Below are 17,730 nucleotides of genomic sequence, written 5' to 3' on the forward strand. Positions count from 1 at the left end.
CATGCTGCGGGGGGCGCTGCGGCTGGCCGCGGGCACGGCGTCGCTGGCGGCCGGCAGCTGGGTGGTGCGGGCGCTGCACGGCGCACCGGCGGCCCTGGGCGCGCACCCCGCCGCGATCCGGGCGGTCGCCGAGGGGTCACCGAACTACCGCGACGGCGTATTCGTCAACATCGAACCCGCGTCGGACTCCCTGGACCGCGAGGAACTGCGGCTCGTCGTCTGGGAGCTGATCGGCAACCGCGGCGTCGGCCGGCCGGCCTCGCCGATTCCGTTGGCCGCGCCGGCGATCTTCGACGGTGATCCCGGCCGCCTCGCGGTCAGCTGGTTCGGCCACTCGACGGCGCTGCTGGAAATCGACGGTTACCGGGTACTGACCGACCCGGTATGGAGCGACCGCTGCTCACCGTCGGATATCGTCGGGCCGCAGCGGCTGCATCCGCCGCCGGTGCAACTGGAAGGGCTGCCCGCCGTCGATGCCGTGGTGATCAGCCATGACCACTACGACCACCTCGACATCGACACGGTGACGGCGCTGGCCCAGACGCAGCGGGCCCCCTTCTTCGTCCCGCTCGGTGTCGGTGCCCACCTGCGGGCGTGGGGGATCCCCGAGCATCGCATCGTCGAACTCGACTGGCACCAGAGCGGCAAGGTCGACGAGCTCATCGTGACCTGCCTGCCGGCGCGGCACTTCTCGGGTCGCTTCCTGGATCGCAACACCACGCTGTGGGCGTCATGGGCCTTCGTCGGCCGGAATCATCGCGCATACTTCGGTGGCGACACCGGCTACAGCAAGAGCTTCGCGCACATCGGTGAAGAGCACGGGCCGTTCGACCTGACCCTGCTGCCCATCGGGGCCTACAACTCGGCCTGGCCGGACGTGCACATGAACCCCGAGGAGGCGGTCCGGGCGCACCTCGACCTCACCGAGGCCGGGCTGCTCGTGCCGATCCACTGGGGCACCTTCCGGCTGGCCCCCCACCCGTGGGCCGAGCCGGTCGAGCGGCTGCTCGCCGCCGCGGACGCCGAACGGGTCAACGTCGCGGTGCCCGCCCCGGGCCAGCGCGTCGATCAGACGACGCCGCTGAAATCGAACCCCTGGTGGCGGCTCTGATTCGGGGGCCCAGCTACCTCCCCACGCTAAAGTTCCGCCATGACGAAACGCGCGGCCGCGGCCGCCGTCACGGTGCTGTTCGGCATGACCGGATGCGGGCCGGCTCAACCCGCCTCCATCCCGCCCGCGGTCTCTGACGCGCCGCCCAACGAGGTGTCCGGCGTTGCGATCCCCGCCGGCCGCATCGACGGCGCGGTCGCGAAGGTCGACGGGCTGGTCGGCGACCTGATGAAGAGCACCGGCGTCCCGGGAATGGCCGTGGCCATCGTGCACGGTGGGAAAGTTCTGTACGCCAAGGGCTTCGGCGTCAAGGACGTCAGCAAGGGGCAAGGCCAAGGCAACAGGGTGGACGCCGACACCGTCTTCCAGTTGGCGTCGGTGTCCAAATCGGTCGGGTCCACGGTGGTCGCGCACGAAGTCAGTGACAACGTCCTGGCCTGGGACACCCCCGTCACGTCCAAGCTGCCGTGGTTCACGCTCAGCGATCCCTACGTCACCAGCCATGTGACCGTCGCCGACCTCTATTCGCACCGTTCCGGGCTGCCCGACCACGCGGGCGACAAACTCGAGGACCTGGGCTACGACCGACGTCAGACCCTTCAGCGGCTGAAGTTCTTGCCCCTGGCCCCATTTCGGGCCAGCTATGCATACACCAACTATGGGGTGACGGCCGCCGCCGAGGCGGTGGCCACCGCGGCGGGCAAGTCATGGGAGGACCTGTCGGATGAGGTGCTCTACCGCCCGCTGGGGATGACGTCGACCAGTTCCCGGTTCGCCGACTTTCTCGCCCGGCCCAACCGCGCGGTCAACCACATCAAGGCCGGCGACACGTGGGAGGCACGATTTCAGCGTGATCCCGATCCTCAGTCGCCCGCGGGAGGCGTCAGTTCGTCGGTCAACGACATGGCCCGCTGGCTGATGATGTTGCTGGGCAAGGGAACTTACGACGGGCGGCGGATCGCGTCGCCGGAGGCCTTGCTGCCCGCCACCAGCCCGCAGATGGTGTCGGCGCCCGCGAAGACGCCCGGGGCGCGCTCCGGGTTCTACGGATACGGCTTCAACGCGTCGGTCGATTCGTCGGGGCGCACCGAATACAGCCACTCGGGCGCTTTCGACCTGGGCGCGGCGACGAACTTCGTGGTGCTGCCCTCGGAGGACCTGGCCATCATCGCGCTTACCAACGGCGCGCCCTACGGCATCCCGGAAACGCTGACCGCCCAGTTCATGGATCTTGTTGAGTACGGCCAAATCCGCGAGGACTGGGGCGCGCTGTACAAGAAGGCGATCGGCTGGCTCAACAACCCGGAGGGTGCGCTGGTCGGCCGGCGACCACCGGCGAACCCCGCCCCGGCCAGACCGCTCGGCGACTACGCCGGCGAGTACGCGAGCGACTACTGGGGCCCGGCCGCCGTCAGGGAACGTGACGGTGCCCTGCAGCTGGTGATGGGACCGAAGAACCGGTCGGTGACCCTGACACATTGGGATGGTGACACCTTCACCTTCGGTCTGACCGACGAAAACGCTCCGCCGGGAACGATTTCCAAGGCCGTGTTCTCCGGCAACACTCTGAACCTGGAGTACTACGACACCGACAAGCTGGGGACGTTCACCCGATGATCGCCGGTCTGACCGATGCCGAGGTGGCGCAGCGGGTCGCCGAGGGCAAGAGCAACGCTGTCCGCGAACGCGCCACCCGCAGCATCCCGGACATCGTGCGGGCCAACGTCTTCACCCGGATCAACGCGATCCTGGGCGTGCTGTTGCTGATCGTGCTGACGACGGGATCGCTGATCAACGGGATGTTCGGCCTGCTCATCGTCGCCAACAGCGTCGTCGGCATGGTGCAGGAAATCCGGGCCAAGCAGACCCTGGACGCGCTGGCGATCGTGGGACAGGCGAAACCGTTGGTGCGCAGGCGATCCGGGACGCGGACTCTGCCGCCCGCCGAGGTGGTGCTCGATGACATCATCGAACTCGGGCCCGGCGACCAAGTCGTCGTCGACGGCCAGGTTGTCGAAGAGACGAGCCTGGAGGTCGACGAGTCGCTGCTGACCGGGGAGGCCGACCCGGTCGGCAAGGCCGCGGGCGACGCCGTGCTGTCCGGCAGCTTCGTCGTCGCCGGGACGGGCGCCTACCGCGCCACCAAGGTCGGGCCGGAGGCCTACGCCGCCAAGCTGGCCGAGGAGGCCAGCAAGTTCACCCTGGTCAAATCCGAACTGCGCAACGGCATCAACCGGATCCTGCAGTTCATCACCTACCTGTTGGTGCCTGCCGGCCTGCTGACGATCTACACCCAGTTCTTCACCACCCATGCGGGCTGGCGGCAGTCGGTGCTGCGGACGGTGGGTGCGCTGGTGCCGATGGTGCCCGAAGGGCTGGTCTTGCTGACATCGGTCGCGTTTGCCGTGGGGGTGGTCCGGCTCGGCCAGCACCGGTGCCTGGTGCAGGAGTTGCCCGCCATCGAGGGCCTCGCCCGGGTCGATGTGGTGTGCGCGGACAAGACCGGCACCCTGACGGAGAGCGGCATGCGCGTGGCGGGGGTGGAGGAATTCGAAGCGGCGCAACGGGACAACGTCGAGGACGCGCTGGCGGCGTTGGCCGCCGCCGACCCGCGTCCCAACGCCAGCATGCAGGCGATTGCCGAGACCTATCAACGGCCACCCGCCTGGACCGCCACGGCGACCGCGCCGTTCAAGTCGGCGACCAAGTGGAGCGGGGTGTCCTACGGGGACCACGGAAACTGGGTGATCGGGGCCCCGGACGTGCTGCTCGACCCGGCGTCGGCGGCGGCGGAGCGGGCCGAGCGCATCGGCGCGCAGGGGTTGCGGGTGTTGCTGGTCGGCACCGGCGACGTGGCCGTCGACCACGCCGACGCCCCCGGCCGCGTCACCCCCCAGGCCCTCGTGATCCTTGAGCAGAGGGTGCGCCCGGACGCCGCGGAAACGTTGGACTACTTTGCCGAGCAGGGTGTTTCGGTGAAGGTGATCTCCGGGGACAACGCGGTGTCCGTCGGGGCCGTCGCCGACAAGCTCGGCCTGCGCGGTGAGACGATGGACGCGCGCCGGCTGCCGTCGCAGCCCGCGCAACTGGCCGACGCGCTGGATGCCTACACCACGTTCGGCCGGGTGCGGCCCGACCAGAAGCGGGCGATCGTGCACGCCCTGCAATCGCACGGGCATACCGTCGCGATGACCGGCGACGGCGTCAACGACGTGCTGGCCCTCAAGGATGCCGACATCGGCGTCGCGATGGGCGCCGGCAGCCCGGCGTCGCGCGCCGTCGCGCAGATCGTGTTGCTGGACAACAGGTTCGCCACCCTGCCGTATGTCGTCGCCGAGGGCCGGCGGGTGATCGGCAACATCGAGCGGGTCGCCAACCTGTTCTTGACCAAGACCGTCTACTCGGTGCTGCTGGCGCTACTGGTCGGCATCGAATGCCTGTTCTCGAAGGCGATCAAGGCCGACCCCCTGCTGTACCCGTTTCAGCCGATCCACGTGACGATCGCGGCGTGGTTCACCATCGGAATCCCGTCGTTCATCCTCTCGCTCGCCCCCAACAACGAACGCGCCTATCCGGGCTTCGTCCGGCGGGTGCTAAGCTCGGCGCTCCCGTCCGGGCTGATCGTCGGCGCCGTGACCTTCGCGTCCTACCTGCTGGCCTACCACGGCCGGCACGCGACCTTTCAGCAACAGGAGCAGGCGTCCACCGCGGCCCTGATCACGCTGCTGATGACGGCGCTGTGGGTGCTCGCGGTGGTCGCTCGCCCCTATCAGTGGTGGCGGGTCGCGCTGGTCATCGCCTCGGCCGCGGCCTACGTCGTGATCTTCAGCATCCCGCTGGCCCGCAAGGCGTTCCTGCTCGACCCCTCCGACGTGGCGGTGACCTCGACCGCCGTGGGGATCGGCGTGCTGGGCGCCGCCGCCGTCGAGGCGATGTGGTGGATCCGGGCCCGGATGTTGGGCGTGCAGCCGCGGTTGTGGCGCTGACCACCCGGAGCGCGGGCCCGCGGGATTAGTAGGATTCCCGGCGGGGAAAGGACGGGGTATGGGATTCCTGGACAAGGCCAAGGACCTGTTGTCGCAGAACGCCGACAAGGTCGAGACGGCGATCGACAAGGCCGGCGAATTCGTCGACGACAAGACGCAGGGCAAGTACTCCGACACCATCCACAAAGTGCAGGAAGAGGCCAAGAAGGCAGCCGAGGCCGCGGCAAAAGGCGACAACCAGAACTGAGCTCATGGCGAAACTCTCCGGATCCATCGACGTCCCGTTGCCACCCGAGGTGGCCTGGAAGCACGCCTCGGACCTGTCCCGCTACAAGGACTGGCTGACCATCCACCGGGTGTGGCGCAGCAAACTGCCCGACGACATCGACAAGGGCACGGTCGTCGAGTCGATCGTCGAAGTCAAGGGCATGTACAACCGGATCAAGTGGACGGTGGTGCGGTACAAGCCGCCGGAAGGCATGACGCTCAACGGCGACGGCGTCGGCGGCGTGAAGGTCAAGCTGATGGCGAAGGTTCAGCCCGCCGAGGAGGGCTCCATCGTCAGCTTCGACGTCCATCTCGGCGGCCCGGCGCTGTTCGGGCCGATCGGCATGATCGTCGCCGCCGCCCTGCGGGGCGACATCGACACGTCACTGCAGAACTTCGTGACGGTGTTCACCCGGCCCGACCCCGGCATGAACGGACACGACAGCGGTAGCCGCTGATCGTCGAGCGCCCCGCTCGCCGAGCATCACGCTAGCGTGGCGGATGTCGTCGGGCGCCACGCTAGCGTGACGTTCGATCGCACAGGGCCGGGTCCGAGTCGGTTAATCTCGCTAGCATGACTCGCCGGCTGCGTCCTGGTTGGCTGGTGGCGCTTTTCGCGTTGGTGATCTCGGCCAGTGCGTGGCTGCCGTGGCTGACGACGGCCGTCAACGGCGGGGGCTGGGCCAACGCCATCGGGGGCGCGCACGGCAACCTGGAACTTCCGCGTGGGTTCGGCGCGGGCCAGCTCATCGTGCTGCTGTCCTCGGCGCTGCTGGTCACCGGCGCGATGGTCGGACGCGGCCTGTCGGTGCGGCTGGCTTCGGTTGGCGCACTGTTGATCTCGCTGCTGATCGTCGCCCTGACGGCGTGGTACTACAAGCTCAACGTCAATCCGCCGGTGTCGGCGCAGTACGGCCTCTACGTCGGCGCCGTGGCGGCGGTGTGCGCTGTGGCGTGTTCGATCGCGGCGGTCATCACGGCGGTGGCTTCGCGGCGGTCCGGCCGCTGAGGATCTAGGGCGACGGGAACTCGTGTTTGCCCGAGCTGGCGCTCTCGCGGGGTTCGTTGACGCCGAACACGAAGGGTGCGAACACGATTTCGCGGCCGTCCGGGTCGCGGTAGGTGACGGCGCCCGTCGCCTCCCAGTACGGATGCTGTTCGACCGGCTCGTGTCCCGCGGCCTGCAGCCGCGCGATCGCCGCCTGCTGTGCCTGGCGGTCGGGGAAGTAGAGGCAGAGCTGCTCGTGGTGGTCGACCGCGACGGGCTCGACGGACTCCACGATTTCCAGGGTCAGGTTCCAGCTGGGTAGGCCGAAGATGGCGCCGTTACTGCCGTAGCTTTCGCCGAACGTCTCGAAGAGCGGCAGCCCGACGACCTCGCGGTAGAACCGCACCGTGTCTTGGAAGTTCGACGATCGGCGCGCGAACCGGATGCCGCCGATCGGCGCCAGCTGCGGCGGCCAGTGCGTGGTGCGGCGGGGGTGGTGGGCCATCACAGCCCGACCGCTTCGGCCGCCGACTCCGCGGTGGGCCAGTGTCGCAGCTGTTCCCCGGGTGCCCACGTGGAATGCGTGCCGCTGGAGATGCGCTCGGGCAGTTGAAGTTTGCACACCGGTCCGTCGGCGATCCGGCCGGCGTCGAAGACCACGCAGTAGGAGGCGTCGGTGTTCATGTCGGTGGTGAGCGTGACGAGGTAGCCGTCGTCTTCACCGATGGCGCCGACCCGCGGCGCCATCGCCGTCTCGCTTCCGTAGACACCCTCGCCGAAGCGGAATTCCTGCTGGCATCCCGTCTGCAGGTCGTGTTTGACCAGCCCGTCGAACAGGAACCAGCCGGGTTTGCCGGTGGCGGCGTAGGCGTAACGGTAGGCGCCCGCGGCGTAGTCGGGGTTGATGGTGCCGAACTCGGTGACGGAGTCCGACAGCCGCTCCTCCCGCACGGCGCCGGTAATCAGGTTGAACCGCCAACGGTGCAGCCGCGACTGCAGACGGTCCAGCGCCAGGAAGCGAAACAGCTTGTCCCACTTCGATCCACCGGTGTCGGCCGGCGAAGGATCGCCCTCGAAGAAGCCGTCGAGCACGATCTCGTCGCCCTCTTCGTACGCGTTCACGAAGTGCAGCACGAACGTCGGGTCCGCCTCGAACCACCGAATGTCGCCCGGGCCACCCCGGCGGGGGAGGATCGCGAAGCGCGACGGGATGTCGGGATAAAAGCGCGGCACGTGCACGTCGTGTTCGAGCAGGGCCGGATCCCAGAACAACGGGAAATCGTTGAGGATGACGTAGTTTTCAGTGAACGCCATGTCGTGGGGCAGCCGCGGTCCGGGCAGTTGGATGTCGACGTAGTGGACCAACTCGTTGCTCTGGTCGACGACGCCGTAGCGCATGTAGGGGTCGCGCTTGCTGTAGCTGAAGAACAGCAGCTCGCCGGCCTTGGCGTCGACCTTGGGGTGCGCGGACACGCCCCAATCGGTGGGGAACCGCCCGTTCCAGGTCTCCTTGCCCAGGGTTTCGCCCGAATACGGATTGATCCGGTAGAGGTCGCCACACTGGTAGAAGCTGGTCAGCGCGACGCCCCGGTGCACGATGACGTCGGTGCTCGATGCGTCCTTCATCCGGGTTCGGGCGCCCCAGCCCTTCTCACTCTTGGCCAGTTGCACCGGCTCGGCGAGCCCCGGCCACAGCGGCTCGCCGGCCTCGTTCTCCGCCAGGAAGCCGTCGGTCCGCACGAAACGGTTGCGGTAGAACGCCTTTCCATCGCGGAAGCCGACCATGTGCAGCATGCCGTCGCCGTCGAACGGATGATAGGTCTTCAGCGCCGGGTGCAGCGGGTTCTCCGTGTTGCGCAGGTAGATGCCATCCAGGTCGCGCGGGATCTCCCCCTGAACGGTGGTGAGATCGTCGGCGTCCCACTCGGTGGTCTGGGGACGCCACGGTCCGGTCCGGTACGGGTGGTCGTCGTCCTCGGGCAGGGTGGACAAGAACTTGCCGACGATCGCGACGTCCATGTCACACACCTTCTGCCGTGCTGACAACGAAACTCACCGTGGTGGCGGTGCTGCCGCCGAAATTGAGGGTGCCGAAGGTCTTGGCGCCGTCGACCTGATACTCGCCGGCCGCGCCGCTGACCTGTTTGGCCGCGTCGAGCAGCATGCGCACGCCCGAAGCACCGACCGGGTGGCCGCCGCCGATCAGCCCGCCGCTGGGGTTGATCGGCAGCCGGCCGCCGATTTCGATCTCGCCGTTCTCGATCGCTTTCCACGACTCACCCGGGCCGGTCAACCCGATGTGGTCGATCGCCAGGTACTCGCTGGGGGTGAAGCAGTCGTGCACCTCGTATCCGTCGAGGTCGTCGAGGGCCAGGCGCGCGCGCCGCAACGCGTCCTGGACGGCGGCCCGCACATGCGGAAGCACGTACGGGTCGTCGGTGGCTCGGTCCAGCTTCTGGCGGAGGCCCAGTCCCACCGTGCGGTGCCCCCACCCGTCGATGCGGCCGATGGGGCACGCGTCGGGATGAGCGCGCAGGTAGGCGTCGCCGACCAGCACCAATCCCGCGCCGCCATCGGTCATTTGGCTGCAGTCGAAGCGGCGCAGCCGACCCTCGGTGATGGGGTTGGTCGTGTCGTCATCCGTGATGGGTTCGGGGACCGTCCAGTCGCGCGTCTGGGCCTTGGGGTTGCGCCGCGCGTTCGCGAAGTTCAGCTGCGCGATGGCTCGCAGGTGCGCGTCGTCCAACCCGTAGCGCCGGTCGTATTCGTCGGCGACCTGAGCGAACATCGACGGCCACAGATAGCGGGCGCCCGCCCCCTCGTGACCCGTCCAGGCGGCGGCACCAAGGTGCTGGGCGGCGGTGTCGCCGGGCACGGTTTTCTCGAGCTCGACCCCCAGCACCAGCGCCGTGTCGTAGGCGCCCGACCGCAGATCCGCCATCGCGGACAAGGTCGCGATGCTGCCCGACGCGCACGCCGCCTCGTGCCTGGAGGCGGGGGTGTCCCAGAGGTCGGCGCGGACCGTGGCCGGCATCGCACCGAGGTGGCCCTGGGCGGCGAACATTTCGCCAAAGGCATTCCCGACGTGCACCACCTCGATGTCGGCGGCACTCATCTTCGCCGCCTCGAGCGTGCCGTCGACGACCTCGGCGGTCAGCGCGGCGAAGTCGCGGCCCTCTTTGGTCAGGTTGCGGGCGAAGTCGGTTTGCCAGCCGCCCAGGATCCACACGGCCGCCGAGCCATCCATACGCCGCACGGTACTCCTGGATCGCGTCGACGTTGAGGCCTATCCGGGTGGACATGTGTCCCAGAAGAGGGGCGGCCCCGTCGGCTCTCGGGCTGAACCGACGGGACCTAGGCGGACGCGAAGGCCGGCCGACGCGTTCGCCTCTCATGGAACATTGCCCCGGATGGCGGTCGACAAACATGCGGAGTCGACCTTGGTGCCCCGTTCGGCGGGGCGACCGGTCGTGGGGTCGCGTCGGCGCGCGACTCAGACGGCGCCTCCGACGAGCTCGGTGGGGTCGGGCCCGTCTGGCTGACCTGCCGCAATGCCCAACTGTTTGCGGGCGTCGGCCAAGTCGATCGTCGCCAGGTCGATGCCCTTCGTCTCCACGGCGGTGAGGACGGCCACGGCGCTCACCGCGGCGGTGGCCGCCAAATACCAGGAGATGGGTACCGCGGATTTGTAGGTCTCGAGTAGGCGCACCGCGATGATCGGTGCCAGCGAACCGGCCACGATCGAGGTGACCTGGTAGCCGAGCGACACCCCGGAATAGCGCATCCGCGTGGGAAACATTTCGGCCATGGCCGCGGGCTGCACCGCATACATGAGGCCGTGGATGATCAGGCCGAGGACGATCGCCGACAGAATGATCGCGTTGCGGCCGCTGTTCATCATCGGGAATGCGAAGAAGCCCCAGGTGCAGGCGCTGATCGCGCCGATGAAATAGATTGGGCGCCTGCCGAATCGGTCACTGAGGCGCCCGGCCAGCGGAATGATGACGAAGTGCACCGCGTGCGCCACCAGCAGCCACCACAGGATGGTCTTGGTGTCGGTGTGCACATGGACTTTCAGATAGGTGATGGAGAAGGTGACGACGAGGTAGTACATGGTGTTCTCGCCCAGCCGCATGCCCATGGCGGTGAAAACGCCACGCGGGTAACGCTTTAACACCTCGGCCACGCCGACGCGGGCGGTACTGACCCGCTCCAGCTGTCGCTGCGCCTCGAAGAAGATCGGCGCGTCCGTCACTTTGGTGCGGATGTAATAGCCGATCAGCACGACGATCGCGGACAGCCAGAAGCCGATGCGCCAGCCCCAGCTCAGGAACGCCGAGTCAGTGAGCGTCGACGTAAGCACCAGCAGCACTACCGTGGCCAGCATGTTTCCGCCGGGCACGCCGGCCTGCGGCCAGCTGGCCCAGAAACCGCGACTGGACTTTGGGCTGTGCTCGGCGACCAGCAGGACCGCCCCGCCCCACTCGCCGCCGACGGCGAATCCTTGCGCGAACCGCAGCATTACGAGCAGCGCGGGGGCCCAGTACCCGATCTGACCAAAGGTGGGCAGGCATCCCATCGCGAACGTGGAGACGCCGACCAGCAACAGGCTGAGCTGCAGCAGCTTCTTCGGCCGTACCGGTCGCCGAGCTGGCCGAAGACGATTCCCCCGAGCGGGCGGGCGGCGAAGCCAACGGCGTAGGTCACGAAGGCGGCGAGGATTGCGTCGAGTTCGTTGCCGCCCCGCGGAAAGAAGACCTTGCTGAAGACAAGGGTGGCGGCGGTGCCGTAGAGGAAAAACTCGTACCATTCCACGACCGTGCCGGCCATCGAGGCGGCGACCACGCGGCGCAGGTACGCCTGGGTTTCGAATAGATTGCCACGCAGGCCTTTACGATCACTCATCGGTCGCCCTCCTTGGCGGCCGCCCACCCGTGGCGCCGACCGGGTTTGCCTAGACCGGCGATATCGCTGGACCGCGGCGATAGTGGGTGTGCTGGCGGATGGGAGCGTACTCGTCGGGGGCCCTCGGCGCACGGGGTCAGCGGCGGTGGCCCGGGCGCCCGATGTGGCCGTCGGCTCCGGAGTCCCAACGCGTCACGGAAGAATCACCCCGGACACCGGGCTGGGAACGCCCGCGAACGACGAACAAGCGTCGCCCGGCCGCGACCAATCGCGGGGAATTCCTAGGCGCCCACGACGGGAAATGGCATCCGGCGGGTGGCGCTTCGCCGTTAGCCGAACAGGTACGGGAGCTAATCGGCGGTCCGCGCGATTGCACTGCTCGGGGCTGCGTTGCGACACGGTCACGGATGGATACCTATCGTCGCATCACTAGTCACAACAACCGCTCTAATCACTATCGTCACATGAGCCAACTGCGGACGTCAATGCGGTGTCCCGCCGCTCGAAAGGTGTTACATGTCGGCGATTCTTCGAAGTGTGTCGCTCTCGGTGGCGTCGGCGGCCGCAGTCGGACTCGTCTTCGTGGTCGGGCCCGCGCCGATGGCCTTTGCCACCCCGTGTGGCGCACCCGAAGCGAACGTGGAGCCGCCCGTCGCCCCGCCGGCGATGCCCGCACCGCAGCCGGTCGTTCAGCCGCCGACCGGCCGCCGACCGACGCACACCAATGACCAGGCACCCCTGCCCAGGCTGGGCCCGCTGATCTCCCAATTCCTCAAGCCGACGACTCCGGGTCGCCAGGTCGCCCCGATGAGACCCCAGGCCGAGGTCCTTCCGCCCGGCCCCAATCCTCCCGTCCCCGGCCTGCCGCAGCCGCCGAACGCCGGCCAACTGCAGCCCAACGCCGCCCCGGTCCCGCAGCCGCAGCCGGCCCCGCCGCCGCCCTCGATCGCGGGCGCGCCTACGTCGCTCGTCGACTGGGTGACCGGCCCCGACGGCCCGAACAAGACTTTGCAGCGATTCAGCATCTCGGGTACCGACCTCGGAATCGCCTGGGACAACGGCGATCCGGTGAACCGCCAGGTCCTCATGGCGTTCGGGGACACCTTCGGCTACTGCAAGGTCAAGGGTCAGCAGTGGCGCTACAACACGTTGTTCCGCAGCTCGGATCACGACCTGTCGCACGGCATCCACATCGCCGACGGCGTCCCCAACGACCGGTACTCCGGGTCACCGGTGTGGACGACGAGCCTGTCCAAGCAGGTCGTCAACACCATCCACAAGGCCGCGCACGAGACGGGGATCATCCCGACCGCGGGCATCTCGATCGGCCGGACGCAGTACATGAGCTACATGTCCATCCGGCAGTGGGGCCGCGACGGCGAATGGTCGACGAACTACTCGGCGATCGCCAGGTCCAATGACAATGGCCAGAACTGGGGAATCTTTCCCACCTCGATCCGAACGGCCTCCGCGGACGCCATCCCGGGTGCCGGGTTCACTCCCGGCAATGAGAACTTCCAAATGGGTGCGTTCATGAAGGGCAACGACGGTTACCTCTACCAGTTCGGCACCCCGTCGGGTCGCGGCGGCGCGGCGTTCCTTTCGCGAGTGCCACCGGGCCAGTTGCCGGACCTCACCAAGTACCAGTACTGGAACGGCGACGAGGGCGGCCGCTGGGTGCCCAACAACCCGGGCGCGGCGACGCCGATCTTCCCCGGACCGGTGGGCGAGATGTCGGCCCAGTACAACAGCTATCTGAAGCAGTACCTGGTGCTTTACACCAACGGCGGTAGCAACGATGTGGTGGCGCGGACCGCGCCGGCCCCGCAGGGACCGTGGAGCCCCGAGCAACCGCTCGTGTCGTCGTTCTCGATGCCAGGCGGCATCTACGCGCCGATGATCCACCCGTGGTCGTCGGGCCGGGATCTCTACTTCAACCTGTCGCTGTGGTCGGCATACGACGTGATGCTGATGCACACCGTCTTGCCCTAATCGTGACCGTGTCGCACCCCAAATAGTCAGCAAAGCAGGCGCACCCTGAAGAAAGCGGGGGCCCAGCGAGAGAGGAGATCGGCGATGATCACCTTCGAAAATCCGGCCACGTCGACCGCCAGCAAGCCACGGCGGCCAGACATCGAAGTGCGCATCGAGAGTGTGCACCGCAGAGACGGCGCCGTCCGCCTGGGCATCTTGCTCGACGGGCGGATGGCCACATAGCCGAGCGCGTCGCGGCCGGCCCCAAGGGCCAGGGCAATATATACGCGTGAGTTGGGCGAAGCGCGAAGCCAGGGCGCTCGCGGAGACGAGTCTGACCGGCGACGCGTTGCTCGCTGAGCTGGAAGACTATGTCCGCGCGGACAATCCGCAATTGACGGACGTCCGGCTGGAGCGGGCCACCCCCACCGAGGAGTACGACACCGGCGTGGAACCGCCGAGGCGGTGGTACGACGTCACCTACCTGGCCGACGACGGCGAAGGGTACGGGCTCAGGCCTTGAGTGCCGATTTGAATGCCCTCTGTCGGCGGTGGTGACTGCTGGCCGGGCGATCGCCCTAGTTGGTGCTTGGTGGTGGTTGGGGTTGGAAGGGGTCGTACCACCACCAGTCGGCGCGTTCGCCGAGGGGTCCCGGGCACGGGGGGACGGTGGGCGGCGGTTGGGTGGGTGGGCGCGCCAGCGATCCGGCGCTCAGGGGTCGGCCGGCGCTGTCGGTGACGGTCAGGGCGTCGGCGGGTCCGGTGATGGTGATGCCCCCGCAGTGGTGCAGCCGGTGGTGATACGGGCAGACCAGCACGAGGTTGGCCAACTCGGTGGGGCCGCCGTCTTCCCAGTGTCGGATGTGGTGGGCGTGCAACCCTCGGGTCGCGCCACAGCCGGGCACCGCGCATGTGCGGTCGCGGTGTTCGAGTGCGCGGCGCAGGCGTCGGCTGATCAGGCGGGTGGTTCGGCCGGCGCCGATGGGCTGGCCGTCGCGGTGAAACCACACCTCACAGGTGGCGTCGCAGGTCAGGTAGCGGCGTTCGGCGTCGGACAGCAGCGGACCCAGATGCAGCGCCGCGGTGTGGGTTTCAGCGTCGACGTGCACCACCACGGTGGTGTGCTGTCCGTGCGGGCGGCGGGCCGCCTCGGCGTCCCATCCGGTCTCGACCAGGCGCAGGAAGGCATCGAGGGTGTTGGGGAACGGCGGCGCACCATCGCAGGCGGCCTCGCCGTCGCCGCGGTCGCGCTTCCACTGGGCGATCAGCGCGTCACGATGAGTCGCCAACGCCGCGTCGAACGTCGCCGCCTCGTCGCGGGGCAGCTTGATCCGCCAGCAGCTGCCCTCCTCGGTGGTGGTCTTACTGATCGAGCGCTCCGGCTCGAGACGGGCATCGGGCTCGGGCCGCGGTTCCAGCTTGACCGCGGTGCGCAGCTGATTGACCGTGGCCACCGCGGCCAGCTGGGCGTAATGCTCATCAGAGCCCTCACCCGCCCGCGCCGCGACGACGCCGACCTGATCCAGCGACAGCCGCCCCTCCCGCATCCCTTGGGCACAGCGCGGGAACTCCTCGACCCGGCGCGCAACGGTGGCAATCGTGTGCGCGGTGGTCGACGACAATCCCAGTTTCCAGGCCACCAACGCCGCGACCGAGCGCGCGCCGGTCATGCCGCACAGCTCATCACGCTCGATCTCGGCGACCAGGTCCACGATGCGCCCATCGATGGCATTGCGCTGACCGGCCAACTCCGCCAACTCCTCAAACACCACCTCCAAACGCTCTTTGGGGCTCACCGCCACAGAGCCCGAAGATGCTGCCGAGGACATGACCCCATCATCGCAGCGCGGTACGACAAGTCTGGGCTGTCTAATCCGCTGCGCGGTCTAGGAGCGCGGACTCCCTGTCGAAGTCGCCGCGCCGGTCAGGCTCTGCGTCAGTCCGATGCGCTCTGCCTCGCGAACCGCTCAGCCGTCGTGTACAGGGCCGCGGGGCGGTTGCCGTGGTCGTACACGATCGTGACGACGCTGCCGTCGATGTCGACCAACATCGTTTGCTGACGGCCCCATGAAACTCACTTCCTGCGTCTGTCACACTGTCGGCGACAAGTTGCAGTTGACGGAGCGGGGCTCATGACAGAACCGGAATCAAAACTGCGCCAACGCACCGACGGGCGACTCGACCGGTCTCGTGATCCCGCCATCCTCGACGCTGCCCTGGCCGCCCTGGCCGAGCATGGCTACCACGCCACCAACATGAACGACATCGCCGCGCGCGCCGGCGTGGGAAAGGCCGCAATCTACCGGCGGTGGTCATCCAAAGCCGCGCTGATGACCGACGCTTTGGTGTACTGGCGACCCGACCTGCTCAGCGTCGATGTCCCCGACACGGGCAGCTTGGAAGGCGATCTGGACGCCCTCGTCGAACGCGTCAAACGCAACGACAGCGGCCTGGTCAGCAACGACCTGGTGTTGCGCGTCGCAATGGAAGCCGCACACGAACCCGAACTTGCTTCTGCGCTCGACGACCTCATGCTGGGCAAAGGCAAACGCACGATCACTGCGATCTTGACCCACGCCGCCGATCGCGGCGAAATATCCGCCGACCGAGACTGGTCGCTAGTGGCCGACGTACTCCTAGCGATGGGTCTGCTGCAGGTTGCCCGCGGACAAAGCGTCGACGCCGATTTCGTACGCCGGGTCATCGACGCCGTGATCCTGCCCGCGGTGCGCGCTCCGACGAACAGCTAATCTTCCGGCTCTGAAGACCCCTGCTCCGCCACGATCAACTCCCTCATCCAGGGAGTGTCAAGGATCAACCGAAGTAGGTGTCACGCATCGGCCGAGGTCATACGGGCCTTAAGTGCCCCTGTTCAGAGTCGGCTGAGTTTGACACTCATGTTGTGTGTCAGGCGCCTGCGCTATGCCTGCGGATCCACCCGATCTAGCTCCTCGAGACGATCGACGAGGGGTGGGAGGCGATCTCGATCGTCGGACGCGGAACCGGCCGGTGTCGCTGTCTACGCCGCCATCCGCGACGAAATCCCCGACCGCGTCTCCGATGGCGACGCGGAAGAACCGCCCTTACGATCGCGACGACCGATATCGTCCTAGTCACTCGAGCCGAAAAGAAACCTGTCGGCGATCGCATGCTCGTTGCGAATGGACATCTCCTGGGCGGTGTTGAGCCAGAGTCCCTCGAACCCGGCCGAGTGCATGCCCGCGTGGATGGCGCCGATGTTCCTCAGGTCCTGTGAGGGCAGCTCGCCCCAGCCATCGTGGTCCTGCCACCGCTCGAAGACCTGCCACTGCGTCTCGGGCACCTCGCCGGGCGCGAAATGCTCCAGCGAGAACATCTCGAACGTGCACCGATTCGGGTCTTCGGCGTCGGGCAACATGCGGTATCCCAGCAGGCAGGACTTCTCGACCAGGATCACCATGGTCGGAAACACATGCCAGTCGCCGTTCCCCGCGAAGTATTGCTCCATCGACATCCGCGGGAAGTCAACGCCTTCGGCGCGGGCAAGTTCCTCGCACATCTGGTGGTACAGGACAAACGGTGGGACGTCGCCGGGCTCCATCGCGGCCAGCTTTTGCGCGGCCCGGTAATCTCGCTCGGTGACCAGCGACCCGACCTCGAGGTATTGGTATTTCATCGAATTCGCGAACACCTCTGGTCGCGCCGCCTGCTCTTGGCGACCCTTGTCGCGGCCGACATGCTCGGGACGCTGCGTGTAGACGAACCGCGAGTGGTTCTTATAGGTGATGGTCGGGGTGTAGGGAGCGTAGACGTATTCTTGCGGCGCTGCGGGCTCCGCTGACGGCCGCGGTCCCTGCGCCGATCGCATCGTCTGCGGATGGGTCCCGGGCGTGTGATAGCCCTCGATGAAAGCGTCGATCACGGTCTTGTAGTTCGCCGGCAGGAACGTGCGTTTGCGCCAGCGGTAGCGCATGTCCTGCAACCGAAATGGAGCCAGCGCGGTCGGCAGTGGGTCCAGCCACTCGAGCAGATCCGGCGGGTCCTCGGCCATGCTCACGAAAACCCAGCCACCCCACGTCCCCACGGCGACGGGACGCAGGCCCCACTGCTGGCGCGGGCGCGGTGCGAATTCGTCGCGACATGGGACGAAGGAGGACCGACCGTCCAATTCATAACGCCAGCCATGGAATTCGCAGCGCAGCTCTTTGTTGGCCGAGCAACCGCTGCCGCGGACGACCTTCATGCCGCGGTGGGCGCAGGTGTTGTGGAATGCCTTGATGCTGCCGTCCTTCTGGCGCACCACGGCGATGGACTGCCGGCCGATCGTGTACTCGTAGAAGCAGCCGGCGTCCGGTACTTCCTCTTCGCGACACGCGGGCTGCCACACCCGGGTGAACAATCGCTCCAGCTCGAGGTTCAGGAATTCCGGGTCGATGTACCGGCTCTTGGGCACGAAAGTCTCACCGCAGGCGAACTTTTGTGGCACCCGCTCGGTGGCAAGCTCGGTCATTGTCGCACTT

15 protein-coding genes and 1 pseudogene are annotated in these 17,730 nt (G+C 67.6%); 10 read left to right on the top strand and 6 right to left on the bottom strand.

Translation table 11 applies throughout. The features are described from left to right. Position 1 precedes the first annotated feature (1 nt). The 6 genes from ACEL92_RS04970 to ACEL92_RS04995 all read left to right on the top strand — a co-directional run bounded on the left by ACEL92_RS04970 (position 2) and on the right by ACEL92_RS04995 (position 6,373). On the top strand, positions 2 to 1,111 hold the full coding sequence (locus tag ACEL92_RS04970) for an MBL fold metallo-hydrolase (protein ID WP_374024530.1): 1,110 nt from the start codon (positions 2 to 4) through the stop codon (positions 1,109 to 1,111). Between the two features lie 39 nt (positions 1,112 to 1,150). Beyond that, positions 1,151 to 2,728 (top strand): serine hydrolase, encoded by a 1,578-nt coding sequence (locus ACEL92_RS04975; protein WP_374024531.1) that lies wholly within the window; start codon positions 1,151 to 1,153, stop codon positions 2,726 to 2,728. Beyond that, positions 2,725 to 5,097 (top strand): HAD-IC family P-type ATPase, encoded by a 2,373-nt coding sequence (locus tag ACEL92_RS04980; protein WP_374024532.1) that lies wholly within the window; start codon positions 2,725 to 2,727, stop codon positions 5,095 to 5,097. Before ACEL92_RS04975 ends, ACEL92_RS04980 begins: the two co-directional genes overlap by 4 nt. A 58-nt stretch (positions 5,098 to 5,155) precedes the next feature. Further along, positions 5,156 to 5,344 carry an antitoxin gene (locus ACEL92_RS04985; protein ID WP_046182294.1) on the top strand — a complete coding sequence of 63 codons (189 nt, stop codon included), beginning with the start codon at positions 5,156 to 5,158 and terminating at the stop codon, positions 5,342 to 5,344. Positions 5,345 to 5,348: 4 nt separating this feature from the next. Beyond that, complete coding sequence (locus ACEL92_RS04990; protein WP_374024533.1) at positions 5,349 to 5,822, top strand: SRPBCC family protein; 474 nt, start codon at positions 5,349 to 5,351, stop codon at positions 5,820 to 5,822. A 116-nt stretch (positions 5,823 to 5,938) separates the two neighbouring features. Further along, entirely contained in the window at positions 5,939 to 6,373 is a 435-nt protein-coding gene (locus ACEL92_RS04995; protein ID WP_374024534.1) for a hypothetical protein, read from the top strand. 4 nt (positions 6,374 to 6,377) lie between these two features. On the opposite strand, the gene ACEL92_RS05000 is transcribed toward ACEL92_RS04995, so the two are convergent. The 4 genes and pseudogenes from ACEL92_RS05000 to ACEL92_RS05015 form a co-directional block, all read right to left on the bottom strand. After that, entirely contained in the window at positions 6,378 to 6,857 is a 480-nt protein-coding gene (locus tag ACEL92_RS05000; protein WP_374024535.1) for a VOC family protein, read from the bottom strand. After that, complete coding sequence (locus tag ACEL92_RS05005; RefSeq protein WP_374024536.1) at positions 6,857 to 8,371, bottom strand: carotenoid oxygenase family protein; 1,515 nt, start codon at positions 8,369 to 8,371, stop codon at positions 6,857 to 6,859. The genes ACEL92_RS05000 and ACEL92_RS05005 overlap by 1 nt, the downstream gene beginning before the upstream one ends. A gap of 1 nt (position 8,372) precedes the next feature. Further along, positions 8,373 to 9,599, bottom strand: a complete 1,227-nt coding sequence (locus ACEL92_RS05010; protein WP_374024537.1) for an acetyl-CoA acetyltransferase — start codon at positions 9,597 to 9,599, stop codon at positions 8,373 to 8,375. Positions 9,600 to 9,845: 246 nt separating this feature from the next. Then, positions 9,846 to 11,257 (bottom strand): annotated as a pseudogene (locus ACEL92_RS05015) (MFS transporter). 516 nt (positions 11,258 to 11,773) lie between these two features. Between ACEL92_RS05015 and ACEL92_RS05020 the strand changes: the two are divergent. From ACEL92_RS05020 to ACEL92_RS05030, 3 genes are all read left to right on the top strand, one after another. Next, positions 11,774 to 13,249, top strand: a complete 1,476-nt coding sequence (locus ACEL92_RS05020) for a DUF4185 domain-containing protein (protein ID WP_374024538.1) — start codon at positions 11,774 to 11,776, stop codon at positions 13,247 to 13,249. An 84-nt stretch (positions 13,250 to 13,333) separates the two neighbouring features. Further along, positions 13,334 to 13,474: a hypothetical protein gene (locus tag ACEL92_RS05025; protein WP_374024539.1), complete on the top strand. Its 141-nt coding sequence runs from the start codon at positions 13,334 to 13,336 to the stop codon at positions 13,472 to 13,474. Positions 13,475 to 13,520: 46 nt separating this feature from the next. Continuing rightward, positions 13,521 to 13,754 carry a hypothetical protein gene (locus ACEL92_RS05030; RefSeq protein ID WP_374024540.1) on the top strand — a complete coding sequence of 78 codons (234 nt, stop codon included), beginning with the start codon at positions 13,521 to 13,523 and terminating at the stop codon, positions 13,752 to 13,754. Positions 13,755 to 13,809: 55 nt separating this feature from the next. Here ACEL92_RS05030 and ACEL92_RS05035 read toward each other — a convergent pair whose 3' ends face one another. Beyond that, positions 13,810 to 15,060 carry an HNH endonuclease signature motif containing protein gene (locus tag ACEL92_RS05035; RefSeq protein WP_374024541.1) on the bottom strand — a complete coding sequence of 417 codons (1,251 nt, stop codon included), beginning with the start codon at positions 15,058 to 15,060 and terminating at the stop codon, positions 13,810 to 13,812. A 303-nt stretch (positions 15,061 to 15,363) separates the two neighbouring features. Between ACEL92_RS05035 and ACEL92_RS05040 the strand changes: the two genes are divergently transcribed. Then, entirely contained in the window at positions 15,364 to 15,981 is a 618-nt protein-coding gene (locus ACEL92_RS05040) for a TetR/AcrR family transcriptional regulator (protein WP_374024542.1), read from the top strand. 359 nt (positions 15,982 to 16,340) lie between these two features. On the opposite strand, the gene ACEL92_RS05045 is transcribed toward ACEL92_RS05040, so the two are convergent. Next, a complete protein-coding gene (locus ACEL92_RS05045; protein ID WP_374024543.1) occupies positions 16,341 to 17,720 on the bottom strand; it encodes a Rieske 2Fe-2S domain-containing protein in 1,380 nt (459 codons plus the stop codon). Positions 17,721 to 17,730: the final 10 nt, after the last annotated feature.

The sequence above is a fragment of the Mycobacterium hainanense genome (genome assembly GCF_041890355.1).
Classification (GTDB): domain Bacteria; phylum Actinomycetota; class Actinomycetes; order Mycobacteriales; family Mycobacteriaceae; genus Mycobacterium; species Mycobacterium hainanense.

Bases quoted from the DNA above. Each gene is read 5' to 3' on its own strand.
- ACEL92_RS04970 (WP_374024530.1), top strand. From the start codon at position 2: ATGCTGCGGGGGGCGCTGCGGCTGGCCGCGGGCACGGCGTCGCTGGCG.
- ACEL92_RS04975 (WP_374024531.1), top strand. From the start codon at position 1,151: ATGACGAAACGCGCGGCCGCGGCCGCCGTCACGGTGCTGTTCGGCATG.
- ACEL92_RS04980 (WP_374024532.1), top strand. From the start codon at position 2,725: ATGATCGCCGGTCTGACCGATGCCGAGGTGGCGCAGCGGGTCGCCGAG.
- ACEL92_RS04985 (WP_046182294.1), top strand. From the start codon at position 5,156: ATGGGATTCCTGGACAAGGCCAAGGACCTGTTGTCGCAGAACGCCGAC.
- ACEL92_RS04990 (WP_374024533.1), top strand. From the start codon at position 5,349: ATGGCGAAACTCTCCGGATCCATCGACGTCCCGTTGCCACCCGAGGTG.
- ACEL92_RS04995 (WP_374024534.1), top strand. From the start codon at position 5,939: ATGACTCGCCGGCTGCGTCCTGGTTGGCTGGTGGCGCTTTTCGCGTTG.
- ACEL92_RS05000 (WP_374024535.1), bottom strand. From the start codon at position 6,857: ATGGCCCACCACCCCCGCCGCACCACGCACTGGCCGCCGCAGCTGGCG.
- ACEL92_RS05005 (WP_374024536.1), bottom strand. From the start codon at position 8,371: ATGGACGTCGCGATCGTCGGCAAGTTCTTGTCCACCCTGCCCGAGGAC.
- ACEL92_RS05010 (WP_374024537.1), bottom strand. From the start codon at position 9,599: ATGGATGGCTCGGCGGCCGTGTGGATCCTGGGCGGCTGGCAAACCGAC.
- ACEL92_RS05020 (WP_374024538.1), top strand. From the start codon at position 11,774: ATGTCGGCGATTCTTCGAAGTGTGTCGCTCTCGGTGGCGTCGGCGGCC.
- ACEL92_RS05025 (WP_374024539.1), top strand. From the start codon at position 13,334: ATGATCACCTTCGAAAATCCGGCCACGTCGACCGCCAGCAAGCCACGG.
- ACEL92_RS05035 (WP_374024541.1), bottom strand. From the start codon at position 15,060: ATGTCCTCGGCAGCATCTTCGGGCTCTGTGGCGGTGAGCCCCAAAGAG.
- ACEL92_RS05040 (WP_374024542.1), top strand. From the start codon at position 15,364: ATGACAGAACCGGAATCAAAACTGCGCCAACGCACCGACGGGCGACTC.
- ACEL92_RS05045 (WP_374024543.1), bottom strand. From the start codon at position 17,720: ATGACCGAGCTTGCCACCGAGCGGGTGCCACAAAAGTTCGCCTGCGGT.